Origin of the sequence: Brevundimonas sp. (genome assembly GCF_041648055.1) — a bacterium.
In the GTDB taxonomy this organism is placed as follows: Bacteria; Pseudomonadota; Alphaproteobacteria; order Caulobacterales; family Caulobacteraceae; genus Brevundimonas.
Genome location: NZ_JBAZPS010000001.1, coordinates 438,077 through 463,870 on the forward strand (window position 1 = coordinate 438,077; position 25,794 = coordinate 463,870).

Below are 25,794 nucleotides of genomic sequence, written 5' to 3' on the forward strand. Positions count from 1 at the left end.
TCTGCAGTTCCGATGCGAAATCCCCGCCGATTCGCATTGGTTATGAGCGCGTTAAGGAAACGCCCAAACTGCTTAAGAGAAGGTTACCGGATAACTTGAGTCGGTCCGCATGCCACGGAAATCGTTAACCTTGGCCGCAGTTTGCCGGGGGTCATCCACAGCGAAACGAAAAAGGGCGGCTCTTGCGAGCCGCCCTTTCCGTGCTTCCTGGAAGCGATGCTTCTTAGAACACCTTGTAGTTCAGACCGACGAAGAAGCGACGGCCGTAAGGGTCGAAGGTCGATGCGAAGCCGAGGTATGCCGGCGGCTCGACGTCCGTCAGGTTGGTGACACCAGCGCGCAGCTGAAGCTGCTCGGTGACGTCGTAGCGGACGTTCACATCGTGGCGGACGAAGTTACCCGTATCGTACCAGTCGGTCGGCGACTGATCGAGGTTACCCGAGGCCACGACGTTGCGGATCTTGTTCAGATCCTGCGCCACCATGAAGTCGGCCAGCCAGCTGATGCTGAACTTGTCGTTCGGTGCCCAGGTCAGTCGCGACGTACCTTCGAAGCGCGGATAGAAGACGCCGGTCGCCAGATCGCCGAACTCGTTCGGGTTCGTCAGGCTGGTGAACTGCTTCTGTTCGATCAGCCACAGGGCACCAAGCTGGTAGCCGATCTGGCCCAGGTTCACACCGAACACTTCTTCGGTGTCGATGCTGTAGCTGGCCGTGATGTCCAGACCGCGCGTTTCAAGCTTGGCGAAGTTGAGGGTCTGCAGGGTGAAGCCACCCAGCGGATCGCCAACCGGTCCACCGATCTTGAAGACGTTGAACGGATCCGCGTCGTTGTTCGGGTTGTTGCGGCGAACCAGGCTGCAGGCCAGGTCGTCGAGTTCGGCACCGTTCACGCACTGCTCGGCGATGGCTTGGCCGCCAGGCGTGACGATGACGTCGTCGATGGTGATCTCGTAGTAGTCGAGCACCAGGCTGAAGTTCGGGATGAACCGGGGGCGCAGGACCGTCGAGAAAGTGAACGATTCCGACGTCTCGGGACGCAGATCGGGGTTGCCACCCAGGACGCTGGCGATGCCAGAGCCGTAGGTTGGGCGGTAGTCGTCATCGACCGTAGTCGTGCTGTTGTCGAAGTCGTAGGTCAGGCCCCGTTCAGCCGCCAGTGCCGTACAGTTTGCGATCCGGTTGGCGCGGATCGTGGCAGCGTTGTCACCAGCGAAGGCCGCGATGGCGCGCGAGTCGCAGGGGTCGGTGAACGGCGGGTTCACGAACGTCTGAACGTTGGGACGGAAGTTCTCGGTCAGGTTCGGGGCCCGGAAGGCCGTGTTGAAGCTGGTCTTGAACGTGATGTCCCGGATCGGACGGTAGACCAGGCTGACGCCGTAGACGTCGCCCGTACCCGAGGTGGTGTAGTCGAAGTAGCGATACGAACCGCTCAGTTCGGCAAACTCACCCAGCCAGCTGTCGCGGAACAGCGGGATGGCGACTTCACCGAAGAACTCTTCGGTTTCATATTCGACGCCCAGGAAGTCCGGACCGGTGTTCAGCTGCAGCAGACGACCGTTGGTCGAGCGGTTGCGGCCGATACCGTCGGTGTATTCACGGCGATACTCGGCACCGACGGCGAAGCCGATGGCACCCGCACCCCAGAAGTCGCCCAGTTCACCACCGAAGGTAGCGACGGCGCTTTCCTGGATGTTGGTTTCCTCGACCGTAACCGAAGCCGAGATGTAATCGATGCCGGCTTGCGACTGATTGCCTTTACCGAAGACATTCAAGGGAACGCAGCCGGCGATTTCAGGGTTGGTCGTCGGGTCGGTGTAAACCTGGGTGGCCGTACCAGGGTTCTGCTCCTGGATAGCGATGCCGCGGGCGGCCAGCAGGCGGACCCGGCAGACCACTTCGCCCGGACGACCGTTGACTTCACCACCGGTGTCGACAACCGAGTCCATCGCGTGACCGAAGCGGATCGCGTCCGGACCGGTTTCGATGTTGGTGTTGTTCATCTCGCCACGGGTGTACGACACGCCCCAGTTGGCATTGTTGATGAAGCCGATACGGTCGTAGCTGCCTTCCAGAGCTGCGACGTAGCGCTGGATTTCACGGTTGTTCTGCTGCTGGCGCGGAATACCGAAGCCGCGATGCAGGGCGATCGGCGCGGCAACCGGAGCGCCAGGCGCACCTGGCGCCGTAGCGGTCGGGTTGGCATAGGGGATGAAGGTGTTGTTCTGGATGGCCGTGACCAGGTTGGCCGGCAGGAAGGCATTGTCCAGACGCGTGGCGAACGAGCTGGTGCCGCCGATCAGGCCGGGGGTCAGGCCATTGTTGCACGTGCGGGCCGGCGAACCGAAGGGCGTGCCGCCGCAGCCCAGGCCGGCGTCGACGATGAAGATATCCCAGAAGGAGAACTGGCCTTGGTCGAAGGCGTCTTCCGTCGTGTATTTCGCTTCAAGCGTGGCGCGGATGTTGTCGTTGACCTGGAAGTTGGCACCGACCTGATAACGCTGAGCTTCCTGCTCGGGGAAACGGGTGAGGGCATCAAAGGCCGTCAGACCCGCTGCCTCGCCGTCGCCGCCGATGTTCCAGGGACGGCTGGCACCGGTGTTGCCGATGCGCTGACCGAAGTCCGCCAGACGGGCGGTCGTACCATCGAACCAGTATGTGTAGGCAGGATCGACGTTGAAGCAGTTACCCGATGTGGAGAAGCTGCGGCAGGCCGCGACCGGAATGTCGGGATCGGTCGTCGCGCTTGGGCGCTGCATGTTGGCCAGGGTCGTGGAACCCCACTGCGGGCGGTCCAGACGACGGGCGTTGTAGAACTCCGCCTGGTCGATGAAACCATCGGTCGCACGTCCGATAGCCGGGTTGGTCGGGTCGGCATCGATGCCCAGGGCGACGCGGCTGCGTGCGATCCAGTCGATCTGGTCCGAGCGGACCGAGTCGGCCTTTTCATATTCGCCGAAGGCATAGAGGTTCAGGCGATCGTCCAGCAGGTTGATACCGCCCAGCACGGAGACGCGGCGGGTCGCGGCGTCGCCACCCTGGACCAGTTCACCGTAGTTGGCGTCGATCTCGAGGCCTTCATAGTCCTTGCGCAGGGTGTAGTTGATCACGCCCGAAACGGCGTCGGCGCCGTAAACGGACGAGGCACCACCGGTGATGATCTCGATGTTCTGGATCAGCAGGCGCGGAACGGTCGACACGTCGACCGACAGAGTACCCGCCGACGAACCAACGTGACGACGACCGTCAACCAGCGTCAGCGTACGGCCTGAACCCAGCGAGCGCAGGTTGGCGAACTCGAGGCCGCCGTCGTTCAGGCCGGAGCCGGTGGTGTCGGAAGGCACCAGTGAGTTGGACAGGGCGGGAATGGTCGCCAGGTAGTCGATGACCGTGGCCTGACCCGTGTTCAGCAGGTCCGTGCCCTGGATCGTCTGGATCGGGGCGGCAACCGTGGTGGGGTCACGACGGATACGCGAACCGGTAACGACAACGTCGCCGATTTCGGTCGCTTCCGGGTCCTGCGAGACAGGAGCGGATTGAGCGAAGGCCGGAGCCATAACGGCCATGACGCCCGCGAGGATCGTCGTACCGAAGAGATACTTGCGCTTCAAAACCATGTGTAAGGCCCCACCAGATAAAAGATTCGAGACGCGGATCGCCGAACGGCACAATCCACTTGGTTTCACGCTTAACAGCATCGCCGTCCACGGCAAGCGATTGTGTCTACTTGGCGACCAATCAGGGCCATTGATGTTACAATCTGGACACAGTCTCGTCACGGATCACATATCGCCGTGTGGCAGGCGGCCGCGACTACAGGTTTTTTTGCAGCCAGCCCGCCATCCGGGCCACCAGGCCGCCCTGGTGGACGCGGGGACCATCAGCGGCGGTGATCTGGCGTGACATCAGCTTGCGGGCCGAGACGGCCTCACGCGGGCCGTAGGCCGCACGCAGGAGTACGCCTGCCGCCGAGCAGAAGGCGGGTCCGGAAGCCGCATCCGCCAAATGTGGCGCACGTTGGGGCTTGCCCAGACGCACAGGGCGATCGAACACCCGCACGGCCAATTCGCGCACGCCGTTCAGCTGGCTGGCCCCGCCGGTCAGGACAATGCCCGCACCAGGCTCCAGAACGCCCGCGGCCTTGAGTCGGTCGCGCAACAGCTCCAGCGTTTCCTCGACCCGGGGGGCGATGACGGTTTTCAGCATGGCGCGCGGCACGACGACGGAGCCGGCGGACGTGTCCTCGCCCCGCGGCGGGGCCTCCAGCATCTCACGGTCCTCATTGGCGCTGGCCATGGCCGAACCGTGCAGGGTCTTCAGACGCTCGGCACCGGCGCGGCTGGTCGACAGGCCGCGAGCGATGTCGGAGGTCACGTGGTCTCCGCCGACGTTGATCGATTCGATATGCAGCAAGGACCGGCCGGCCCACACCGCCGCCGTGGTCGAGCCGGCCCCCATGTCGATGCAGACGCAGCCCAGATCCATCTCGTCGTCTTCCAGCGCGGCGAGGGACGAGACGACGGGCGCAGACGCCACGCCCTGAAGGTCGAGATGCGCCAGCTCAAGGCAATGGCTCAGGCCGTTGAAGGCGCTCTCGGCCATGGAGACGACCAGCAGGTCGAGGCCGAGCGAGGTGCCGCGCATCGACCGCGGATCATGCACGCCCCTGGCCCCGTCGACCGACCAGTTGATCGGCAGGACGTGGATCGGACGGCGGTTCGGATAGCGGATCTGAGCCAGGGCCATGGCGATGGCGCGTGCCAGGTCGGCATCGCCGACGGGATTGCTGCCCAGGGAGACCCGGGCCTGAACCCTGTGGCTGGCCATCTGGCCGATGGCGGTCGTGACAACGACGCCGGAGACAGGCGAGCCCGCCGCCTTCTCGGCCCGTTCGACGGCGTGGCCTATGGCCTGGGCCGCCTCGTCCATATTGACGATGCCGCCACCGCGCACACCGCGCGACTGGACGTGACCGGCCCCGGCGACCCGGATGGTGCGGTCGGCGTGGCGCACGCCCTCGGGCTTCATGATGAAACAGGCGACCTTGGACTGGCCCAGGTCCAGTGCGGCCACGACGGGCGCGCGTCCGGCCGCGCCCTTTGCGCTGTTGATCGTCTTGTCGGTGGTGCGGCCAGCCATGATCGTCTCTTCTTGTTCTTGTCAGGTCGCGCTGTCGGAGCGCCGGACGGCCAGCTCCTCGGGCGTTCGCAGATCGATACGGGCAAAGCCCAGCTCCAGCAGCCGCTCGCGCTGATCCAGCGCATCCAGGCGGATCAGGGCGGCTTCCTGTTCTGTGGCCGGCAGCTGGATCAGGCCGCCATCCTTGAGCAGCAGGTTCCACCGGCGATTGTCGACGCGCACCATGGCCTCGACGCGGCTCTGCAGACGCGGACGCTCTGCGATCAGCGGCAGAATTTCAGACGCGGTCTCATTGGCTCCGGCCCCGACGACCAGCGGCAGATTCGGATAGCGACCCGCATCGGCTCCATCGATGACCTGCCCCTTGCCGTCGACCACGAAGTTGCGGCCTCCGGACTGCCATACGGCCAGACGGTCATGTTCGATCACCTGCACCACCAGCCGGTCGGGCAGCAGGCGCACGACCCGCGCTTCCTTGACCCAGCCGACCTGTTCGACCCGCTGACGGATGACATCAAGGTCGAGAGAGGTCATCGGCTGGTCGGCGGTGACGGCTATGGCCCGGCGGATGGCGGCATTGGCTTCGGGCGATGAGCCGCGAATATCGACCTGCGTCAGCTTCAGGCCCATGGCGGCGGTTGCGCCGTCCACGCCATTGGACAGGGAGTTCCCGATCCGCTCGGCTCGCGCACCGGTCGCCAGAACGCCACCCAGGACGACGACCCCGGCGACGATGGCGATGATCACGGCACGGGGCGACATGTCCATCCGGCCGAGGACGGCCATCTTGCCGGGCACGCCTGGTGCGTTTCTGGGTGCATTTTTGGGCGCACGTCCGCGACCACCCGATTTCGGGGCGGCGGCGCGTTTGGGAGGCTGGCCGGCGCTCTGTCGCCGACCGCCGCGCACTACCGCGGGCATGAGGCGTCCTCCACCATCCATCGGACCAGGGTTGGGTAGTCCATACCGACATGGGCCGCCTGCTCTGGAACCAGAGACGTGGGGGTCATGCCGGGCTGGGTATTGACCTCCAACAAGACGAGATCGTCGTTAATATCGTCATAACGAAAGTCCGATCGCGACACGCCGCGACAGCCCATGGCGACATGGGCCAGCTCCGACTGGCGCAGGGCCCGCTCGAACACGGCGGGCGGCAGCTGGGCCGGCAGCACGTGGCGCGAGCCGCCCGGCGCATATTTGGCCTCGTAGTCGTAAAAGCCCTTGGTCGGGGTGATGTCGGTGACGGTCAGGGCGCGTGGGCCGGTCGCCTCGCCGATGACGGTGACGGCCAGTTCGGCCCCGGCGATAAAGGGCTCGACCATGACCAGGTCGCCATAGGTCCAGTCGTCGGCGGCGGTGGCGGCACAGGGCCCCTCGCCTGCCCGCACCAGATAGACCCCGACGGACGAGCCCTCGGCATTGGGCTTGATGACATAGGGCGGCGGGATCACGTGACCCGCTGCCACCGCAAACCGGTCGAACAGGCCGCCGCCGGGCACGACGACGCCCGCGGCCCGCAGCACGGCCTTGGACTTGTCCTTGTCCATGGCCAGGGCCGAAGAGAGCACGCCGGAGTGGGTGTAGGGGATCTGCAGCGTCTCGAGGATACCCTGGACGCAGCCGTCCTCGCCCCATTCGCCGTGCAGGGCGTTGAAGACGACGTCGGGTTTGAGCGCGGCCAGAACCTGGGCCAGGTCGCGGCCCGCGTCGACGCGCGTGACCCTGGCCACCTGCCCTTCCAGAGCGTCAGCGCAACCCTTACCGGACGACAGCGACACCTCGCGCTCGGACGACAGTCCGCCCATCAGGACGGCGACGTGCAGATCAGCGAGGGGGCGGGTCATGGGGCAATGAACTCAGAGCGGGCGGCCGATCCTCTTGATCTCCCAATCAAGGTTTACGCCGAGTTTACTTTTCACATCCGCGCGGACTGTTTCTCCCAATCCTTCGATATCCGCAGCGGTCGCCTCGCCGGGATTGATCATGAAGTTGGAGTGCAGTTCGCTGAACATGGCCCCGCCGCCGGTGACGGCGTGGAGCTTTCCGCGCCAGCCCGCTTCGTCGACCAGTTTCCAGCTGGAATGGCCGGGCGGGTTCTTGAATGTGGAGCCGCCGGTCTTTTCGCGGATCGGCTGGGTCTGTTCGCGGCGGCTGGTGATCTCGCTGATGCGGGCGGCGACGGCCTCGGGTGCATCAGGCGTGCCGCGATAGGTGGCCTCGATCCAGATAATGTCGGCGGGTGCCTCGGAGTGGCGATAGGTGTAGCCGAAGTCAGCCAGGGTATAATCAACCCGCTCGCCCGACCGCGTCAGGCCCCAGGCCGAGACCAGGATGTCCTTGGTCTCGGAACCATAGCAGCCCGCATTCATGGTCAGGGCCCCGCCGATGGTGCCGGGGATGCCCGCATAGAACTCCAGCCCCGCAAGCCCGGCCTTGGCCGAGGCCCTGGCGACCATGGAATCGAGTGCGCCCGCGCCCGCCGTAATGGTGTCGCCCTCGGTCGTGATCCCGGCGAAAGGGCGCCCGGCCAACCGGATGACCACACCCTCAACGCCGCCGTCGCGCACGATGACGTTGGAGCCGACGCCGAGGACGGTCACGGGGACGGACGGGTCGACTGCCTTCAGGAAGTCGGCGAGGTCGTCGGGGTCTGCGGGAATGAACAGGGCGTCAGCGCTTCCGCCCACGCGGAACCAGGTGAAGGGCGCGAGGGGTTCGTCGAGCAGTAGCTTGCCGCGGACGGAGGGAAGGCTGTCTCGCCAGCTCAAGACCGCGCCTCCAACTGCCCCGGCAGGGCATAGGCCCACTGGGTGATATCGCCGGCGCCCAGCAGGACGACCAAGTCGCCCGACTTGGCCTCGTCGGCCACAACACCGGCCAGGGTTTCGACCCCCTCCAGCGGCTGCACCGAGCGGTGGCCGAAGCGGCGGATACCTTCGACGAGGGCGTGTTTGTCGATGCCGTTCAGGGGCTCCTCGCCCGCCGGATAGACGTCGGCGACGATGACGGCGTCGGCGTCGGAGAAGCAGGTCGAGAACTCCTCCATCAGGTCGCGCAGGCGGGTGTAGCGGTGCGGCTGAACCACGGCGATGACGCGGCCGTGGCCGTCTGCGTTCTGGGCCACTTGGCGGGCGGCCTTTAGGACGGCGGCGATCTCGACCGGGTGGTGGCCATAGTCATCGACGATGCGCACGCCGTTGACGACGCCGGTGGTGGTGAAGCGGCGCTTGACCCCGCCGAAGCCGGCCAGACCGGCCTTGATGGCGGCGTCGTCCACGTCCAGCTCGCGCGCGACGGCGATCGCGGCCAGCGCATTAGCGATGTTGTGCCCACCGGCCATGGGCAGGTGCAGGCCCTCGATCCGCGTTTCGTCGGCCTCTGTGCCCGCGCCCTTGAAGACGGCGTCGAAGCGACAGCCGTCCGGCCCCATCTCGATGTTGTCGGCGCGCACCATGGCCTGGGGGTTCAGTCCATAGGTGACCAGACGCCGGTTATCGATGGCGGCGACCAGACGCTGGACCTCCGGATGATCCAGGCAGACGGCGGCAAAGCCGTAGAAGGGGATGTTCTCCACGAAATCGACGAAGGCCTTTCGCACCCCGTCGAAGTCGCCGTAGTGATCCAGGTGTTCCGGGTCGATATTGGTGACGATGGCCACGGTGGATTTCAGGCGCAGGAAGCTGCCGTCGCTCTCGTCCGCCTCGACCACGATCCAGTCGCCGTCGCCGACCTTGGCGTTGGTCCCATAGGCGTTGATGATACCGCCGTTGACGATGGTGGGGTCCAGTCCACCCGCGTCCAGCAAGGCCGCGACCATGGAGGTCGTCGTCGTCTTGCCGTGGGTGCCGCCGACCGCGATGGAGAATTGCAGCCGCATCAGCTCGGCCAGCATCTCGGCCCGGCGGACCAGGGGGATGCGGCGGGCGCGCGCTTCGACCATTTCCGGATTGGTCGGCTGAACCGCCGTGGAATAGACCACCGCCGAGACACCCTCGCTGACGTGCGCGGCGTGATGGCCGATGAAGATGCGGGCACCCAACTTTTCCAGCCGCTCGGTATTGGCCGACGATTTGGCGTCCGAGCCCTGAACCGAATAGCCGATCTTGAGCATGATCTCGGCGATGCCGCTCATGCCGATGCCGCCTATGCCGACGAAATGCACGGGGCCGAGATTGAACGGGACGGGTCTAAGGCGAGCGATCATCCAAGCGGATTAGCAAACGGGGGGAGCGACGCAAGGTGATCCTTTCCCAGTCCATGGCGAATAAAGGGGGTGGCCTGATGCCTGCGTCCGCTTTTGACGTGACCGCATGCCATGATGCCATTGAAAGGAGAGTGTTGCAGATAGGTGGACCGAGTGGACTGAGTGGACTCTGTTTTGTCGTCCAACCAACGCGCCGCTTCAGCTCTGGTCCTCGGCCACGAAATCCTGAGCGAACTCGGGGCTGTCCTCGTCGCCGGGCATGAGAGGCTCGTCGTCGCCGTCGGAGGCGCGGGACGGGTCGGGGACCTCGAAGCCGACGGGAATGGACAGGTCCAGCAGGCCGGCGGCCTTCATCTCCTGCACGCCGGGCAGGTCGTAGAGATTGGACAGTCCGAAATGCTCCAGGAAGCGGTCGGCGGTGGCATAGGTCACGGGGCGACCGGGCGTGCGCCTGCGGCCCTTCAGCTTGACGAAGCCCATCTCCAGCAGCAGGTCCAAAGTCCCGCGCGACAGGGAGACGCCGCGCACGCTCTCGATCTCGGCGCGGGTGCAGGGCTGGTGGTAGGCGATGATGGCAAGGGTCTCCAGCGCGGCCTTGGACAGGCGGCGCGGCTCTTCCCGTTCTTCGGTCATCATGAACGACAGGTCGGCGGCCGTGCGGAAACGCCAGCGGTCGGCGACGCATTCCAGCTCGACCCCCCGCCCCTGATAGCGATCGCGCAGGGCCGATATGGCCCCGCCGACATCGGCACCCTCGGGCAGGCGACGTGCGATCTCGGCGGCCGACAGCGGCCCGGAGGCGGCGAACAGCAGGGCCTCCACGCGACGCTCGATCTCGGTGTCGTCAGGGGCGAACTGGATCACGGCGTCAGTTCCAGCGGCATCCCCTGCCCCCGCCGCTTCAGATAGACCTCGGCGAAGGCCGTCGCCTGTTTCACGTCCATCGCCCCCTCCTTGACCAGTTCCAGACTGGCCGAGAGGGTGGAGGCGGTAAAGCTGGCCTGGGACGGGCCGTCGGCGTCGGTGCGTTCGGGCGCGACGCGGTCCAGCGGTGTCCAGTCTTCCATCCGGGGCAGGATGTCGCGCAGCCAGTCGCGGGCGGCCTCAAGGGCAAAAGCCTCGACGCGCTGGCCAGGATTATAGCGCCGCTGCTCCTCGCGGCGCCGCTGGGTGACATAGGCGGCCATCAGTTCGTACAGGCTGGCGTCGATACGGTCGGACGGAACAATGACCGTGGCCTCCGGGTCGCCGCGCGTGAAGACGTCGCGCTTCAGCCGGGGTCGGCTGGTGATGGCCTCCACCGCGCGGCGCATGGCCTCCAGCTTCTGCAAACGGAACGCGAGGGCGGCGGCCATCTCCTCGGCGGGTGGCTCCTCGCCCTTGCCCTTTTCCGTGCGCGGCAGCAGCATGCGGGACTTCAGATAGGCCAGCCAGGACGCCATCACGAGATAGTCGGCAGCGAGCGCGAAATTCCTGCGCCGCGCCTCATGCACGAAGGCCAGATACTGTTCGGCCAGTCGGGTGATCGACAGCTTCAGCAGATCGACCTTCTGTGTTCGGGCGAGAGCCAGAAGGACATGCAGGGGGCCTTCATAGCCTTCCAGATCGACCACGAAGGCCTCGCGCGCATCGACCTGTTCGACGGCGGTGAAGTCCAGATTAGGTTGGAAGGCTTCGGTCACTTCACACTGGCCTATCGCGCGTCGCGCTACTTGAGGCCAGGAGGGGAGCCTGAGCCTCGCCAACATCCGGCCCGCGCGCTGCGTCCAGCTTGCCGTCCAGCATAGCGCCGAAACGGGCTCGGGCCTCGAACTCGTCCAGCGGCTCCGGCGTGTGGACGATGCGGGCCAGGGCGGCGTCGGCGCGGCGAGCCGACTTGCCTTTCAGCTTGCCGACCCCTTCGGCCACCTGACGCATCTCGGCCATGTCGCCGTTCCAGTGGACGACGAGGTCGCAGCCGGCCTTCAGCGAGGCCTCGGCCCGCTCGGTCAGGGTGCCCGACAGGGCGTTCATGACCAGATCGTCGGAGAGCAGCAGACCGTTGAAGCCCAGATGCTGGCGGATCAGCTTGATGGCTTTCTTCGACTGGGTCGCCGGGCGCTTTTTGTCGATGGCGGTGAAGACGACGTGCGCCGTCATTGCGATGGGCATGTCGGACAGGGCCTTGAAGGGCGCGAAATCCCAGGCGTCGAGAGTGTCCAGATCGGCGTGGACGGTCGGAAGTTCCTTGTGGCTGTCGGCAAAGGCGCGGCCGTGGCCCGGCATGTGCTTGATCACCGGCAGGACGCCGCCGGCCAGCATCCCTTCGGCCGCTGAACGGCCCAGAAGCGCCACGGTCGCGGGATCGGTCGCATAGGCGCGGTCGCCGATGATGTCGTGTGCGCCCGGCACCGGCACATCGAGCACCGGCATGCAGTCGATGGTGATGCCGACGGCCCTCAGATCATGCGCCATCAGTCGTGCGCCCAGACGGACCAGCCCGCGCGCGGCCAGCGGATCGTTGGTCGCCTTCAGATAGGCGTCACCCGGCGGATATTTGGGCCAGTGCGGCGGGCCCATGCGCTGGACCCGACCGCCCTCCTGATCGATCAGGATGGGGGCGTCCCAGCCGACGCTGTCACGCAGATCGGCGGTCAGGGCGCGAACCTGATCCGGGCTGCCGATGTTGCGGCGGAACAGGATGAAGCCCCAGGGGCGGACCTCGGCGAAGAAGGCCCGCTCCTCGTCGGTCAGGCGATGGCCGCTACAGCCATATATGGCGGCGCTGGTCACCCCGGTCAGCGCACGATGCAGTCGCCGCCGGAGGCCTTGATCGCATTGCACAGGCCGGTGGCCTGTTCGCGGCTGAGGCCCGCGACACTGGTGCGATACAGGGTCGAGCCGCTGGAGGACTGGACTTCCTGGATGCGACGCGCACCGCCCTGGGTGAAGCGGGAATAGCGACCGACGATGGCGTTGTACTGGGTCTCGGCGATGCCGGGCGTCGAGAAGGCACCGATCTGGACGCTGGCGCTGCCGCCGGTGGTGGCTGGTGTGGAGGGACGCGTTTCGGCGGGCGGCGTGGCCGGGCGGGTCGCAGGCGGGGTCGCCGGGACCGGACGGACGACGGGCGGCGCTGAGTCCAGCGGGCGCGGCTCGGGACGCGGCTGAACTTCTTCCGGCGGCGCAGTGAAGGTCGGCGGCGTGGTCGGAACACCGCCGGCATTGTCATAGACGTCGATGCCGGCGGCGGGATCGACCGGCTGGGCATCGACAGGAGGCGCAGCCTTCATCTGGCCGACGACGGTGCCGACGGCAGGCGGCGCGTCCTCTGACGGCGACAGCCCGTCCATGTTGAACATGACGACGATGCCGATGATGATAGCCAGCAGCACCAGGGCGCTGACGATCAGGGTCACGGGCGGGGCCTTGCCGCCGCCACCGCCGTGGCCGCCGCCGCGCGGACGGCGCGGGTCATAGCTCTGGCGGTCGAAGGGCAGGTCGTCGTCGGTCGGCGGCGTATAGGCCCCGCGGTCGCGGCCCGTGTTCGGACGGTAGGGATCTTCGTGTGACATCGGTCGCGCCTTCAGTGTCCGCGCGAATCGGAGGCGCGGGTGATCAGTCTAGCCGCCCCACCGTCAGGAATCACAGATCGAGGGCGAGGTCGAGGCTGAACAGCTTCTTGTGCTCCTCGATGGCATAGCGGTCGGTCATGCCGGCGATGTAATCGCAGACGGCACGGGCGCGCTTCCCCTCGTCTGCCACGCCGGCCTTGCCCGACCATTCCGGCGGCATGGTCTCGGGTTCGGCCATGAACAGCTGGAACATTTCGGCGAGTATCCGCCGGGCCTGGCTGCGGGTGCGGTTGACCCGGTAGTGGCGGTACATGCGCTGGTACAGAAACTGGCGCAGCACCCCCAGGTCGGCCAGCATCTGCGGAGAGAAGGCCACCAGTGTGCGGTCGGCGGTGCGCACGTCCTCGGTCGAGCGGATGCCGGCGGCCTCGATGCGGGCTTCGGTCTCGGCCAGCACATCCTCGACCATGGCCCCGATCATGCGGCGCACGGCCTCGATGCGGATCATCCGCTCGTCGATATCGGGCCAGTCGCGGCGGGTCTGATGCAGGATCGGACCGATCAGGGGCACCTGGGCCAGATCGTCGAGGGTGAACAGCCCCGCCTGAACCCCGTCATCCACATCATGGTTGTTGTAGGCGATGTCGTCGGCGATAGCGGCGGCCTGGGCCTCCAGCGAGGCGAAGGTGCCCAGGCGCAGGTCCCAGCGCGGGGCATAGTCTGCGACGGCCTTCCATGCGGGTTCGGCCAGCATGTGATCGACCGGGCCGTTGTGCTTGATGACGCCCTCGATGGTTTCCCAGCTGAGATTCAGGCCCTCGAACTGGGGATAGCGTTCCTCCAGCTCGGTCACGACGCGGAAGGTCTGGACGTTGTGATCGAAGCCGCCCCACGGCAGCATCTGGGCCTGCAATTCGTCTTCGCCCGCGTGGCCGAAAGGCGGATGGCCCAGGTCATGGGCCAGGGCCACGGTCTCGGCCAGATCGGTGTCCAGCCGCAGCGCGTGAGCCAGCGAGCGGGCGATCTGGGCCACCTCCAGACTGTGGGTCAGGCGGGTGCGATAATGGTCACCCTCATGCGCGACGAAGACCTGGGTCTTCTCCTTCAGGCGACGGAAGGCCGTGGCGTGGATGATGCGGTCGCGGTCACGGGCATAGGCATTGCGCGTACGGCTGATGGGCTCGTGCGTCAGACGACCACGGCTGTGTTCGGGATATTCGGCATAGGGCGCGCGGTCGAAGGACACGGATGGCGGCTCATTTGATGGGGCCGACCGTTGCGGTCGCCCGTCAGCGCCTCATATAGAGGCCTGTGAGCACCGTCCAATCTCCAGCGTCGTTCCAGATTTCCCCAGCCACCGGCGGGCACGGCCTGTCGCTGTCCGACAGCGCGGCGAAGCGCCTGGCCCAGCTGGGCGAGGTCGAGGGCCATCCGGTCATGCTGCGCGTCGCCGTCGACGGCGGTGGCTGTTCGGGGTTCCAGTACCGGCTGGATCTGGTTCAGGCCGCAGAGGCCGATGACATCCGCATCGAGAACGACGGTCAGACCGCTCTGGTGGACGCCGTCTCCCTGCCCTTCCTCAAGGGCTCGGAGATCGCCTGGGTGGACGAACTGGCGGGCGCTCAGTTCGTGATCCGCAATCCGAACGCCGCCTCCAACTGCGGCTGCGGGGTCAGTTTCTCGATCTGAGGGCGTTAAGCACGCCTGCGCTGGAACCCGTCTGCGTATCGTGGTTTTCTTTCGTCAGGGAAGGGAGAACCACCATGTTCGCACGCCGCCTTGCAGCCACATCACTCGCTTTCGCCGTCGGTCTGGCCTCGACCGCCTCGGCCCAGACGCCCCCTAGACTGTCGGACATGGTCGGGGCGCGCGCAGGACAGGCCGAGGGCGAACTTCAGCGCAGGGGCTATCAGGCCACGGACCGCAGCGAGGTGATCGGCGACGGTCGCATGACCTACTGGCGGCGCGGCGACGAATGCGTGTCGATCATGACGCGGGACGGGCGATACGATTCCATCAATCAGGCCGGGCGAAGCGAGTGTGGCGGAGGCAGCAATTCTTCGTCTGACGGGGCCGCAGCGGCGGTAGCCGGTGTGGCCCTGATCGGGCTGGTCGCGGCGCTGGCGTCCCACAACCGGCGGCACGGCGAGACGGATCGGGATCACGATCGGGAGTATGAGCGCGGCTATCAGGCGGCGCTTTACGGGGCCGACTACGACGATCGCCATGAGACGCCCGGCTATCATGACGGCTATCTGGCGGGTGAGGCCGAGGCCAGCAATCGCCGTCACTCCAACAGTCGCTGGGTCCGTGGTGCGCCGGATGCGGCGCAGGAGGCGTGTTCGCGGCGCGCGGACGAGTTCCAGAACCGCCCCTATGGCTCCAGCGTCCCGATCAGCGTGCGCGACGCCGGTGGCGGCGAGTTTGAACTGACCATGGCGACCGGGACCTATCGCTCGATCTGCCGCGTGACGGTTTCGGGCAATGTCCGCGCGATGGATCCTTACTACTGAGGCTCAGGCCAAGGTCTCCATGAACCGCACGGGCCGGCCGTGCGCCTGGCCGATCAGTTCGCCGTCCTTCATGACGACGCGACCGCGCACGATGGTGGCGACGGCCTTGCCGGTGGCCTCGAAGCCGTCGAAGGGGGTCCAGCCGCAGCGGCTGGCCATGTCCTCGTGCCGGATCTTGTGTTTCGCCTTCAGGTCGACGAGGGTCAGGTCGGCGTCATAGCCCTCGGCCATGCGGCCCTTGTTCGCGGTGCCGAAGACGCGCTGGGCACCGGCGGACGTCAGATCGATGAACCGCTCCAGCGACAGCTTTCCGTTCGCCACGTGGGTCAACATGACGGGCACCAGGGTCTGGACGCCCGGCATGCCGGAGGGCGAGGCGGGATAGGGCTTGGCCTTTTCCTCGATGGTGTGCGGGGCGTGGTCGGAACCGAGCACGTCCACTACGCCCTGCTGAATGCCGTGCCACAGGCCCGCGATGTGCGGGGCATTGCGGATCGGCGGGTTCATCTGGGCATAGCCCTTGAGCCGCTCATAAGCCTCGTCGCCGTCCAGGGTCAGGTGCTGCGGCGTGACCTCGACGGTGGCGACATCGCGATGGTGAGCCAGAAATGCGATCTCTTCCGCCGTCGAGACGTGCAGCACGTGGATGCGGCGGCCGACCTCGCGCGCCAGGCGAACCAGGCGGCGCGTGCTCATGATGGCGCTCTCGGCGTCGCGGACGTCGGTGTGGCTGGTCCAGTCGCCGGGACGGGCCAGGTCGCGGCGTTCGGCCAGCCGGTATTCGTCCTCGGAATGGAAGGTGGCGCGGCGGCTGACGTTCGACAGGACCTCGCGCACGCCATCGTCGTCGGCGATCAGCAGGTCGCCGGTCGAGGCCCCCATGAAGACCTTGACCCCGCAGCAGCCGGGCAGTCGCTCCAGCTCGCCCAGATACGCGGCATTGCCGTGGGTACCGCCGATGTAGAAGGCGTGGTCGGTCCACATCCGGTCGCGGGCGCGGGCCAGCTTGTCTTCCAGCGTCGCCGGGTCGGTGGTGTTGGGATTGGTGTTCGGCATCTCGAACACGGCGACGACGCCGCCCAGGGCCGCGGCGCGCGAACCGGTCTCCAGGTCTTCCTTCCACTCCAGGCCGGGTTCGCGGAAATGGACCTGTGTGTCGATGACGCCGGGCAGGACGGTCAGGCCGGTGGCATCGACCACCTCCCCCGCCGAAGCCTGGGACAGATCGCCGATGAAGGCGATACGGCCGTCGCGGACACCGACGTCGGCCAGGCCATGTCCGGCATGATTGGCGACTTCGCCGCCCCGGACGATCAGGTCATAAGTCTGGGTCATGGCGAAGGGTCCTGGCCGCGAACGAGGACAGCCTTATAGCGCGGCCCGGCGACCCTTGCGCAGGTTCGAACCGACTTTTTTGTGTTCAGTTCGCGGGGGCAGGTTCGGGCTCGGCCTCAGACCTGAAAGGGCTGATGCGGACACGCCCGCCGCAGGGCGTGAAGGCCTGGGACAGGGCGATGGCCGTGTCGTCGCCCGGCACGGTGGCTCGAACGCGGGTCACCGACGGACAGGTCGTCTGGCCCTGAGCCTCATTGGGCACGACGTTCCAGGCAATGTCGAAGAAGGCCTTGGCATTGGGGGCCAGATTGACGGGTGCCGGGGCCTGACCGGCCCGCAGATAGCTGCCGGGCGTGGTTTCTGACCGAATGGCGCTGAGGGTGCGGTTCTGACGGTCCTGGACCGTGACGGCGGGATAGCCGGTGAGGCTGCACGCCTGGGTGCCCGTGTTGCGCACGCCGATGATGGCGACGCGGTTGCCCGCACCCGCATCGCCGCCATCCGCCGACAGAGTCAGTTGATTGCCCTTGCAGGGAGGCGACGCAGGCAGGACGCCGCCGGGTGCGGCCTGAGGTGCCTTGGTCGTCGACGCGGTCTCAGTGATAGGCGGAGCCGTCACGACCAGCGGCAGGTTACGGCGACAGGTCTCGAGCACCTCGCCACCGGCAGAGTCCACGCGCGTGAGCACACCGGTCTCGACTCCATCGCGGGCGCTCAGCGTCCATTCCACGGCTTCGTCGATATAGCGGGCACCCGAAGGGATCGGGGCACTGCGCAGCACGCGTATCTGATCGCGCCATGTGACCTGGGCCGATTCCGGGTCGGGATAGGCCGCCCTTATGGTCAGGCCGCTGTCGCAGACATAGCGGGCGGTGACGGGTGCTGCATCAGCCACCGGGGGTACAGGTGTGACGGGCGGCGGGACCGGTTCCACACCGCGGTCACAGGCAGTCAGACCCAGGGCGAACAGGGCCGCTACACAGATTGAACGCTGACGAAACAACATGATGGCTCCCCGAAACACTCGCCCCAGAACGCCACAGTACCGTAAAGGCTCCGCTTGTCGCGCTCAGGTCGTCAGTATGCGCGGCAGTTTGAAGGTCACCGTCTCGCGCTCGCCGTCGTCCTCGATCACCGTGGCGTCGAAGCGGGCACTGACGGCCTCGACCAGTTCGCTGATCAGCCGCTCCGGCGCAGACGCTCCGGCCGTGATGCCCAGAGTCTGCACGCCATCGAACCAGGTCCAGTCCACGTGCGACGCATCGTCGACCAGCTGGGCCGCGCCCGCTCCCGCCCGCAAGGCCACCTCGACCAGTCGCACGGAATTGGACGAATTCTTCGATCCCACGACCAGCACCAAGTCACACCCCTCGCCCAGCCGCTTGACCGCCTCCTGACGGTTGGTCGTGGCGTAACAAATGTCTTCCTTGTGCGGGTCGGGCAGTTCGGGGAAACGGCGCTTCAGCGTGGCCAGAATTTCGGAGGTGTCGTCCACCGACAGCGTGGTCTGGGTCGCATAGGCCAGAGGGGCATCGCCGGGACGCTGAAATGCTTCCGCATCCTCGACCGTCTCGACCAGGCTGATGGACCCGGGCGGCAGCTGGCCCAGGGTGCCGACAACTTCAGGATGACCTGCATGGCCGATCAGGACGATGTGGCGGCCATTGGCGTGGTGGCGTTCGGCCTCGACATGGACCTTGGACACCAGCGGACAGGTGGCATCCAGGAACAGCATCTCACGCGAGCGGGCAGTGGCGGGCACCGACTTGGGCACGCCGTGCGCGGAGAAGACGACGGGCCGGTCGTCCGGGCATTCGTCCAGTTCCTTGACGAACACCGCCCCCATGGCCTTCAGCCGATCGACCACATGCTTGTTGTGCACGATCTCATGCCGGACATAGACCGGAGCCCCGAACTTCTCGAGCGCACGCTCCACAATCTGGATGGCGCGATCGACCCCGGCGCAGAAGCCGCGCGGGGTAGCCATTCGTACGGTCAGGGCGCGCTTGTCGGAGACGGGCACGACATCGGTCAGGGTCATGAGTTCAAACCTAGTCATTGCGGCCCGGCCACGCCACCTCGGTTTCACGACACGGCGCGTTTGCCGCGCCTCGCTTTAGCCGCTATCAGCGGCGAGCGTTCGCGTTGCGTCAGGCTGTCGCCGCGCGTCTCCCTGTTGACTGGAAGAAATCACCGATGCGTCGCGTCCTGAAACTGTCCCTGGCCTCGGCCATCGTCGCGGCCACCATGGTGCCACTGACTGCTCAGGCTCAATCACCGCAGCAGCGTCCCGGGCAACAAGGCGCGTCCGAAGAACCCGAGCGCAGCACCCGCGCGCCGCGCATCGCCCCATTGCGGCGCAATGCCGCCGCAGGCCCGTGCCCCTATGTGAAAATCCTCTACGACGCAGCACGCTACGTCGAAATGACCGGCGATCGTCCTGCGGCCGCCAATGTCGGCTTCACCGGCGAGATCGAGGGCCTGACTTCCAACTGCATGTACCAGGCGGACCAGCCGATCACCGTGGACACCCGCATCCTGTTCAACCTGGGTCGCGGTCCGCAGGCCCAGACGGACGGTCGTACATACCGCTACTGGATCGCCGTCACCGAACGGAACAAGGCTGTACTGGCCAAGACCTATTTTGACCTGCCCGTGGCATTCGAAGGGGCCGATCGCACGTCGATGGTCGAGACCCAGACCGTCATCATCCCCCGCGCGGACGTGACGACCAGCGGAGACAACTTCGAAATTCTGGTTGGTTTCGATGTCACGCCGGAAATGGCCCAGTTCAACCGCGACGGCAGCCGTTTCCGTATCAACGCCGGGACAGCGGCACCTGCCGCACCGACGACGCAGCCTCCAGCCCAATAATGAGTGACCTCCGGACCCAGTTGGGCGAAGCGGTCGCCGCCGCCTTCGCCGCCGAAGGCGTGGACGCCGGCCTGGCACGCGTGACGCCGTCGGACCGACCCGATCTGGCCGATTTCCAGTCGAACGGGGCCCTCGCCGCCGCCAAGGCGATGAAGGCCAATCCGCGCGAACTGGCGGGCAAGATCGCAGAACGGCTGGCCAACGATCCGCGTCTGACGTCGGTCGAGGTGGCCGGGCCGGGGTTCATCAACTTCAAACTGGCCGACGCGGCACTGGCCGAACGCGCGGCGCAGGTGGCGGGCGATACCGCCCATGCCGGAGCAGCCATCGTCGAGGCACCGCGCAAGGTCGTGATCGACTTCGCCGGACCGAATGTGGCCAAACCGATGCATGTCGGCCACCTGCGCAGCTCCATCATCGGCGAGAGCCTGAAACGGCTGTTCCGATTCCGGGGCGACACCGTCTGGGGCGACGCCCACTTCGGCGACTGGGGCTTCCAGATGGGGCTGCTGATCGTCGCCGTGGGTGACGAGGGCAAGGCGGCAGCGTTTCTGGCCGAGGGTGATGGGCCCTTCCCTGCTGATAGTCCGGTCAGCCTGGAGGATCTGGAGCGGCTGTATCCCCAGGCCGCCGGTCAGGCCAAGGAAGACCCCGCGTTCCGCGACCGCGCGCGCAAGGCGACGGCGGAGCTGCAGGGCGGACGTCCCGGCTACCGCGCCCTGTGGCAGCATTTCGTTGCGGTCAGCCGCACGGCGCTAGAGCGCGAATTCGGGGCGTTGGGCGTGACCTTCGACCTGTGGAACGGCGAGAGCGATGCCGATCCGGTCATGGCCGAGATGATCGCACATCTGGAGAGCACCGGCCTTCTGGTCGAGGACGACGGCGCCCGCGTGGTCCACGTCGCCCGGCCCGGGGAGACCCGCAAGAAGAAGCTGGCCGACGGCTCGGTGATCGAAGCTCCGTCGCCGCCGCCGCTGCTGGTCATCAGCTCGGAAGGCTCGGCCATGTACGGTACGACCGACCTGGCCACCATTCTGGATCGGCGTAAAGTGGTCGATCCGGACCTGATCCTGTATGTCGTCGACGAGCGACAGGCGGAGCATTTCGAACAGGTGTTCCGCGCGGCCTATCTGGCCGGATATGCGACCGAGGGCAGTTTGCAGCACCTCGGCTTCGGCACCATGAACGGCACGGACGGCAAGCCGTTCAAGACCCGCGCGGGCGGGGTGCTGAAGCTGCACGACCTGATCACCCAGGCCACCGACAAGGCGCGCGAGCGGCTGCGCGAGGCCAAGCTGGGCGACGACCTGGCCGAGGCCGAGTTCGAGGACACGGCGCACAAGGTGGCCATCGCGGCGCTGAAATTCGCGGACCTGTCGAACGCGCGAACCACCAGCTACGTCTTCGATCTGGACCGGTTCATGAGCTTCGAGGGCAAGACCGGGCCATATCTGCTGTACCAGGCGGTGCGGATCAAATCCCTGCTGCGCAAGGCTGGTGAACAGGGTCTGGCCCCCGGCACCATCGTCATCGGCGAGCCGGCCGAGCGCGATCTGGCCCTGACGCTGGATGCGTTTTCACAGGCCGTGACCGAGGCCTATGACAAGCGCATGCCGCATCTGATCAGCGAGCATGCCTATCGGCTGGCGCAGAGTTTTTCGAAATTCTACGCCGCCTGCCCGGTCCTGATCGCGCCGGATGAGGCGACGAAGGCGTCGCGCCTGGCGCTGTCGAAGGCGGCTCTGGATCAGCTGGAGATCGCGCTGGACCTGCTGGGCATCGCGACGCCGGAGCGGATGTAGTTCACCTCCCCACGCGGTGGGGAGGTGGCGCGCCGCGAATACGCGGCGTGACGGAGGGGGCGGCGCTGATGTCCCCTACCTGAATCGCCAATCCCTTTGATCCCGCGCCTCCCCCTCCACCACTTCGTGGTCCCCCTCCCCATTGCATAGGGAGGAAAAGTGGTAGGCTAGGTGCCAAACCCGGAGCCTCAATGTCCCTCGACACCTTCATCGCCGGCCTGCCCAAGGCCGAACTGCATCTGCATATCGAGGGCTCGCTGGAGCCCGAGTTGATGTTCGAGCTGGCGCGGCGCAACGGCGTGGCGATCCCGTATGACAGCGTCGAGGCCGTGCGGGCCGCCTATGATTTTTCGAACCTGCAGGATTTTCTCGACATCTATTATGCGGGCGCGGCGGTGCTGCTGGCGCGACAGGATTTCGAGGATCTGGCCTTTGCCTATTTTCAACGGGCGGCCGCCGACAATGTGCGCCACGCCGAAATCTTCTTCGACCCTCAGACCCATACCGACCGTGGCGTGCCGTTCGGCGTGGTGGTCGAGGGGCTGATCGCGGGGATTGATCGGGCCAGGGCGGAGCTGGGGGTTTCGAGCGGTCTCATTCTCAGCTTCCTGCGCCACCTGACCGAGGACGAGGCCTTCGCCACGCTGGAGATGGCCAAGCCTTATCTGCATCACTTCATCGGCGTGGGGCTGGATTCGTCCGAGATGGGCCACCCGCCGTCGAAGTTTCAGCGTGTGTTCGCCGCCGCCCGCGACCTGGGCCTGAAACTGTGTGCCCATGCCGGGGAGGAAGGTCCGCCCGCCTACGTGCACGAGGCCCTGGACCTGCTGAAGATCGACCGCATGGACCACGGCAACCGGTCGATGGAGGACGAGGCCCTGATCGCGCGACTGGCCGCCGAACAGATGACGCTGACGGTCTGTCCGCTGTCCAATCTGAAGCTCTGCGTCGTCGATGACCTGAAGCACCATCCGGTGCCCGAGATGCTGCGCCGGGGCCTGCACGTCACCCTCAACTCGGACGACCCGGCCTATTTCGGCGGCTATGTGAACGAGAACTATCGCCAGCTGGCCAAGGCCGTGGGCCTGTCGCGCGAACAGATCGTGCAGATGGCGCGGAACAGTTTCGAGGGGTCGTTCCTGCCAGAGGAGGCCAAGGCTGGCTATCTGGCCGAGCTGAACGCCTACGCACGCTGAATCCGACTCCTCGCCCGCATTTGTTCCTGTTATGTTCCAGCCATGGAGAAGGCCGGAACAGAGCAGGATAACAACGGTGCGAACCTGCGCTGGCTGTTCGTCGATCTGAACGCCTTCTTCGCCAGCGTCGAGCAGCAGATGAACCCCGACTGGCGCGGCAGGCCCGTCATCGTCCGCCCGGCCCCCAGCGAATATACCGGGGCCATCGCGGCTAGCTATGAGAGCCGCCCCTTCGGTATCCGCACCGGCATGCGGGTGTCGGAAGCGCGACAGCTCTGCCCGGGCCTGATCGTGGCCGAGGCCCGGCCGGACCTCTATGTCCAGGTCCACAAGCAGATCATGGCCGAGATCGACCGGCACATTCCGGTCTGGAAGGTCGGGTCGATCGACGAATGCTCCTGCGAACTGATCGGGCCGGAGCGGCAGGAGGCCAAAGCGGTGGCTCTGGCGCAACGGATTCAGGCGGGCATTCGCGCGAATGTTGGCGACTGTCTTCACTCGTCCGTGGGGATCGCCCCGTCGCGGTTCTTGGCCAAGACGGCGTGCGGAATGAAGAAGCCGGACGGGCTGACGGTCCTGAGGGCCCATGAACTGCCCGGTCCGCTGCTGGAGCTGCCTCTGTCGAAATATCCGGGGATCGGGTCGCGCATGCTGGCGCGGCTGGAGAAGGCCGGGGTGGTCGATACCGCCGGCCTGTGGGCCATGAGCGGCAAACAGGCCCGCGCCGTCTGGAACAGTATCGAAGGCGAGCGCATCTGGCGCGGCCTGCACGGGCTGGAGAGCGAGGTGCCGCCGCCCAATCCGCCCGCCTCCATCAGCCACAGCCATGTGCTGGCGCAGGACATGCGGACTCCGGTCAAGGCCAAGGCGGTGGCGCGGCGTCTGCTGGTCAAATGCGGAGCGCGGCTGCGACGGATGGGCCAGACGGGGGCCAGTGTCAGCCTGCATCTGGACATGGGCCCCAAGGGAACGCCGCGAAGCGGGCGGCGCGGCTGGCAGACGGCGGGGCTTCACTGTGCCGTCGCCCCAACCCAGGACACCTTTGCGCTTCTGACGGCCTTGGACAGCCTGTGGCGCAAGGTTGAGCCAGAACTGGAGGCAGGACGTCTGAGCTATGTCGGGGTGGCGGTCCATCACCTGAAACCCTGCGGCGCGGCGCAGACGGACCTGTTCGGCGAGGCCCCGGATCAGGGCGGCACCGCGCCATCGCTGAAACTGTCGCAGGCGCTGGATGCCCTGAACCGCCGCTATGGCAAGGACACGGTCAGCATCGGCCCAAAGGCGGGCCTGCCCGACTATATCGGGGCCAAGATCGCCTTCACCCGTATTCCCGATGTCGAGGATTTCTACGAATAGGGCCTGCGTCGATCACGATAGGGTGGATTCTCTTTCGTACGCTTGACTCAGGGCGGGTTCCGAGGCCTTTGGACCCGCTCTCGCGGGAGAGATCGGGCCCATGAGTCGGGCCCGGAGCCGAAGGCGCAACCGCCCCGGAAACGCTCAGGCAAACGGACCGCGAGGACATACGGACGCTGGAAAGTCGATCTGCGGATCGCGCCGACGGAGCAAGGTGCCATTTTTCCGGCACCGGAATCTCTCAGGCTTCACAGACAGCGGGGGCGCGAGGACGGCGGAGCTTTCCGCATCAACACGCGACCGCGAGAGTCTGAATGGCCGATACCCTGACCGAAGCGATGCTGAAGACCACGCCCCTGAACGCGGCCCACCGCGCGCTGGGAGCCCGGATGGTGGGCTTCGGCGGCTATGACATGCCGGTGCAGTATGAGGGTGTGCTGGCCGAGCACCGCTGGACGCGCGAGCATGCGGGCCTGTTCGACGTCTCTCACATGGGCCAGTGCAAGATCACCGGTGCCGACGCCATCACCCAGTTCGAGCGGTTCGTGCCCGGCGACTATGCGGTGCTGAAAGAGGGCCGCCAGAAATACAGCCTGCTGCTGGATGCCCAGGGCGGCATCCTGGACGACCTGATGGCGGGCAAGCCCGACCACGACGGCCTGTTCGTCGTCGTCAACGCGGGCAACAAGGACGCGGACTTCACCTTCCTGGACACCCATCTGGAAGGGGACGCGCATCTGACGATCCTGGCCGACCGCGCCCTGATCGCCATTCAAGGCCCGGAAGCCGCCGAGGTCATGGCTGCGCATGAGCCGCTGCTGGCCGAGATGGGCTTCATGGACTGTGCCCGACTGATGCTGTTCGGGGTCGACTGCTATGTCTCCCGCTCAGGCTATACGGGCGAGGACGGCTACGAGATTTCGGTGCCTAATACCGACGCAGAGCGGATCTGGAACACCATCCTGGGCGATGCCCGCGTCAAGCCGATCGGCCTGGGGGCACGTGACAGCCTGCGCCTGGAAGCCGGCCTGCCCCTGCACGGGCACGATATCGACGCGACGACCAGCCCCGTCGAGGCGGCCCTGACGTTCGCCCTGTCAAAGTCGCGCAAGGAGGCCGCCAACTTCAACGGGGCCGAGCGCATACTGAAGGAACTCAGCTCTGGCCCGTCGCGGGTCCGTGTCGGCCTGAGCGTCAAGGAAGGCGCGCCCGCGCGTGAGGGGGCCGAGATTGCCGATCTGGACGGCACCGTCATCGGCACGGTCACTTCGGGCGGTCCCTCCCCAACCCTGGGCCGCAACATCGCCATGGGCTATGTGCCGCCCGCCTTCGCCGAACTGGGCACCGAGCTAAAGGTCATCGTGCGCGGCAAGCCCGCCGCCGCCGAAGTGATCGCCATGCCCTTCGTGGCCCAACGCTACTATCGCAAACCCAAAGCCTGAGAGACGACCATGCATTTCACCAAGGATCACGAGTGGGTTCGCCTCGAAGGCGACGTCGCCACCGTCGGCATCACCAAACACGCTGCCGACGCCCTGGGCGACGTGGTGTTCGTCGAGACGCCCGAAGCCGGCAAGTCGGTCACCAAGGGTGACAGCTTCGCCGTCGTCGAAAGCGTCAAGGCGGCGTCCGACGTCTATGCGCCCGTGGCCGGCGAAGTGATCGAGGGCAACGCCGCGCTGGCTGGCGCGCCGGAAACCGTCAATGCCGATCCCGAAGGCGAAGGCTGGTTCGCCAAGATCAAGGTGTCGGACGCCGCTGCGACCGAAGGCCTGATGGATCGTGCGGCCTATGACGCCTATCTGACGTCGCTCTGAGCCTG

General features: G+C 66.3%; 22 protein-coding genes and 1 riboswitch. Of the genes, 8 read left to right on the forward strand and 14 right to left on the reverse strand.

Translation table 11 applies throughout. The features are described from left to right. Positions 1–223 precede the first annotated feature (223 nt). The 11 genes from WC585_RS02085 to WC585_RS02135 all read right to left on the reverse strand — a co-directional run bounded on the left by WC585_RS02085 (position 224) and on the right by WC585_RS02135 (position 14,142). Positions 224–3,616: a TonB-dependent receptor domain-containing protein gene (locus WC585_RS02085; protein WP_373255855.1), complete on the reverse strand. Its 3,393-nt coding sequence runs from the start codon at positions 3,614–3,616 to the stop codon at positions 224–226. Positions 3,617–3,812: 196 nt separating this feature from the next. Then, positions 3,813–5,138 (reverse strand): cell division protein FtsA, encoded by a 1,326-nt coding sequence (gene ftsA / locus WC585_RS02090; protein ID WP_373255856.1) that lies wholly within the window; start codon positions 5,136–5,138, stop codon positions 3,813–3,815. 21 nt (positions 5,139–5,159) lie between these two features. Beyond that, positions 5,160–6,059 (reverse strand): cell division protein FtsQ/DivIB, encoded by a 900-nt coding sequence (locus tag WC585_RS02095; RefSeq protein ID WP_373255857.1) that lies wholly within the window; start codon positions 6,057–6,059, stop codon positions 5,160–5,162. Beyond that, positions 6,047–6,982 carry a D-alanine--D-alanine ligase gene (locus tag WC585_RS02100; protein ID WP_373255858.1) on the reverse strand — a complete coding sequence of 312 codons (936 nt, stop codon included), beginning with the start codon at positions 6,980–6,982 and terminating at the stop codon, positions 6,047–6,049. Before WC585_RS02100 ends, WC585_RS02095 begins: the two co-directional genes overlap by 13 nt. Positions 6,983–6,994: 12 nt before the next feature. Further along, the gene (gene murB / locus WC585_RS02105) at positions 6,995–7,906 is read right to left on the reverse strand and encodes a UDP-N-acetylmuramate dehydrogenase (protein ID WP_373255859.1); all 912 of its coding nucleotides are present in this window, start codon (positions 7,904–7,906) and stop codon (positions 6,995–6,997) included. Then, complete coding sequence (murC, locus tag WC585_RS02110) at positions 7,903–9,342, reverse strand: UDP-N-acetylmuramate--L-alanine ligase (protein WP_373255860.1); 1,440 nt, start codon at positions 9,340–9,342, stop codon at positions 7,903–7,905. Before murC ends, murB begins: the two co-directional genes overlap by 4 nt. Before the next feature lie 198 nt (positions 9,343–9,540). Then, positions 9,541–10,206: an SMC-Scp complex subunit ScpB gene (gene scpB / locus WC585_RS02115; protein ID WP_373255861.1), complete on the reverse strand. Its 666-nt coding sequence runs from the start codon at positions 10,204–10,206 to the stop codon at positions 9,541–9,543. Next, positions 10,203–11,024, reverse strand: a complete 822-nt coding sequence (locus WC585_RS02120) for a ScpA family protein (RefSeq protein ID WP_373255862.1) — start codon at positions 11,022–11,024, stop codon at positions 10,203–10,205. Before WC585_RS02120 ends, scpB begins: the two co-directional genes overlap by 4 nt. A 1-nt stretch (position 11,025) precedes the next feature. After that, entirely contained in the window at positions 11,026–12,114 is a 1,089-nt protein-coding gene (gene nagZ, locus WC585_RS02125) for a beta-N-acetylhexosaminidase (protein ID WP_373255863.1), read from the reverse strand. Between the two features lie 5 nt (positions 12,115–12,119). Continuing rightward, the gene (locus WC585_RS02130; protein ID WP_373255864.1) at positions 12,120–12,896 is read right to left on the reverse strand and encodes an SPOR domain-containing protein; all 777 of its coding nucleotides are present in this window, start codon (positions 12,894–12,896) and stop codon (positions 12,120–12,122) included. A gap of 70 nt (positions 12,897–12,966) precedes the next feature. Continuing rightward, positions 12,967–14,142, reverse strand: a complete 1,176-nt coding sequence (locus WC585_RS02135) for a deoxyguanosinetriphosphate triphosphohydrolase (RefSeq protein ID WP_373255865.1) — start codon at positions 14,140–14,142, stop codon at positions 12,967–12,969. 65 nt (positions 14,143–14,207) lie between these two features. On the opposite strand from WC585_RS02135, the gene WC585_RS02140 reads away from it, so the two are divergent. Then, a complete protein-coding gene (locus WC585_RS02140) occupies positions 14,208–14,585 on the forward strand; it encodes a HesB/IscA family protein (RefSeq protein WP_373255866.1) in 378 nt (125 codons plus the stop codon). Positions 14,586–14,659: 74 nt separating this feature from the next. Further along, positions 14,660–15,409, forward strand: coding sequence for a hypothetical protein (locus tag WC585_RS02145; protein WP_373255867.1), 750 nt, complete (start codon positions 14,660–14,662; stop codon positions 15,407–15,409). 3 nt (positions 15,410–15,412) lie between these two features. Here WC585_RS02145 and WC585_RS02150 read toward each other — a convergent pair whose 3' ends face one another. The 3 genes from WC585_RS02150 to ispH all read right to left on the reverse strand — a co-directional run bounded on the left by WC585_RS02150 (position 15,413) and on the right by ispH (position 18,785). Beyond that, positions 15,413–16,744 (reverse strand): dihydroorotase, encoded by a 1,332-nt coding sequence (locus WC585_RS02150; protein ID WP_373255868.1) that lies wholly within the window; start codon positions 16,742–16,744, stop codon positions 15,413–15,415. 85 nt (positions 16,745–16,829) lie between these two features. Then, positions 16,830–17,750 carry a DUF4232 domain-containing protein gene (locus WC585_RS02155; RefSeq protein ID WP_373255869.1) on the reverse strand — a complete coding sequence of 307 codons (921 nt, stop codon included), beginning with the start codon at positions 17,748–17,750 and terminating at the stop codon, positions 16,830–16,832. Between the two features lie 63 nt (positions 17,751–17,813). Then, complete coding sequence (gene ispH, locus WC585_RS02160; protein ID WP_373255870.1) at positions 17,814–18,785, reverse strand: 4-hydroxy-3-methylbut-2-enyl diphosphate reductase; 972 nt, start codon at positions 18,783–18,785, stop codon at positions 17,814–17,816. Positions 18,786–18,940: 155 nt separating this feature from the next. Here ispH and WC585_RS02165 point away from each other — a divergent pair, with 155 nt between their 5' ends. The 6 genes from WC585_RS02165 to gcvH all read left to right on the forward strand — a co-directional run bounded on the left by WC585_RS02165 (position 18,941) and on the right by gcvH (position 25,789). Then, a complete protein-coding gene (locus tag WC585_RS02165; protein WP_373255871.1) occupies positions 18,941–19,618 on the forward strand; it encodes a Tat pathway signal sequence domain protein in 678 nt (225 codons plus the stop codon). After that, a complete protein-coding gene (argS, locus tag WC585_RS02170) occupies positions 19,618–21,420 on the forward strand; it encodes an arginine--tRNA ligase (RefSeq protein ID WP_373255872.1) in 1,803 nt (600 codons plus the stop codon). Before WC585_RS02165 ends, argS begins: the two co-directional genes overlap by 1 nt. Positions 21,421–21,611: 191 nt before the next feature. After that, positions 21,612–22,616 (forward strand): adenosine deaminase, encoded by a 1,005-nt coding sequence (locus tag WC585_RS02175; RefSeq protein ID WP_373255873.1) that lies wholly within the window; start codon positions 21,612–21,614, stop codon positions 22,614–22,616. A 42-nt stretch (positions 22,617–22,658) separates the two neighbouring features. Continuing rightward, positions 22,659–23,972, forward strand: coding sequence for a type VI secretion protein ImpB (locus WC585_RS02180; protein WP_373255874.1), 1,314 nt, complete (start codon positions 22,659–22,661; stop codon positions 23,970–23,972). 73 nt (positions 23,973–24,045) lie between these two features. Further along, a riboswitch (glycine riboswitch) is annotated at positions 24,046–24,142 on the forward strand. 144 nt (positions 24,143–24,286) lie between these two features. After that, positions 24,287–25,414 carry a glycine cleavage system aminomethyltransferase GcvT gene (gene gcvT, locus WC585_RS02185; protein ID WP_373255875.1) on the forward strand — a complete coding sequence of 376 codons (1,128 nt, stop codon included), beginning with the start codon at positions 24,287–24,289 and terminating at the stop codon, positions 25,412–25,414. A 9-nt stretch (positions 25,415–25,423) separates the two neighbouring features. Continuing rightward, positions 25,424–25,789, forward strand: a complete 366-nt coding sequence (gene gcvH, locus WC585_RS02190; RefSeq protein ID WP_373255876.1) for a glycine cleavage system protein GcvH — start codon at positions 25,424–25,426, stop codon at positions 25,787–25,789. Positions 25,790–25,794 lie beyond the last annotated feature (5 nt).

Coding starts and splice junctions, on each gene's coding strand:
- WC585_RS02085 (WP_373255855.1), bottom strand. CDS start 3,616: ATGGTTTTGAAGCGCAAGTATCTCTTCGGTACGACGATCCTCGCGGGC.
- ftsA (WP_373255856.1), bottom strand. CDS start 5,138: ATGGCTGGCCGCACCACCGACAAGACGATCAACAGCGCAAAGGGCGCG.
- WC585_RS02095 (WP_373255857.1), bottom strand. CDS start 6,059: ATGCCCGCGGTAGTGCGCGGCGGTCGGCGACAGAGCGCCGGCCAGCCT.
- WC585_RS02100 (WP_373255858.1), bottom strand. CDS start 6,982: ATGACCCGCCCCCTCGCTGATCTGCACGTCGCCGTCCTGATGGGCGGA.
- murC (WP_373255860.1), bottom strand. CDS start 9,342: ATGATCGCTCGCCTTAGACCCGTCCCGTTCAATCTCGGCCCCGTGCAT.
- WC585_RS02130 (WP_373255864.1), bottom strand. CDS start 12,896: ATGTCACACGAAGATCCCTACCGTCCGAACACGGGCCGCGACCGCGGG.
- WC585_RS02145 (WP_373255867.1), top strand. CDS start 14,660: ATGTTCGCACGCCGCCTTGCAGCCACATCACTCGCTTTCGCCGTCGGT.
- WC585_RS02150 (WP_373255868.1), bottom strand. CDS start 16,744: ATGACCCAGACTTATGACCTGATCGTCCGGGGCGGCGAAGTCGCCAAT.
- WC585_RS02155 (WP_373255869.1), bottom strand. CDS start 17,750: ATGTTGTTTCGTCAGCGTTCAATCTGTGTAGCGGCCCTGTTCGCCCTG.
- ispH (WP_373255870.1), bottom strand. CDS start 18,785: ATGACCCTGACCGATGTCGTGCCCGTCTCCGACAAGCGCGCCCTGACC.
- WC585_RS02165 (WP_373255871.1), top strand. CDS start 18,941: ATGCGTCGCGTCCTGAAACTGTCCCTGGCCTCGGCCATCGTCGCGGCC.
- argS (WP_373255872.1), top strand. CDS start 19,618: ATGAGTGACCTCCGGACCCAGTTGGGCGAAGCGGTCGCCGCCGCCTTC.
- WC585_RS02175 (WP_373255873.1), top strand. CDS start 21,612: ATGTCCCTCGACACCTTCATCGCCGGCCTGCCCAAGGCCGAACTGCAT.
- WC585_RS02180 (WP_373255874.1), top strand. CDS start 22,659: ATGGAGAAGGCCGGAACAGAGCAGGATAACAACGGTGCGAACCTGCGC.
- gcvT (WP_373255875.1), top strand. CDS start 24,287: ATGGCCGATACCCTGACCGAAGCGATGCTGAAGACCACGCCCCTGAAC.
- gcvH (WP_373255876.1), top strand. CDS start 25,424: ATGCATTTCACCAAGGATCACGAGTGGGTTCGCCTCGAAGGCGACGTC.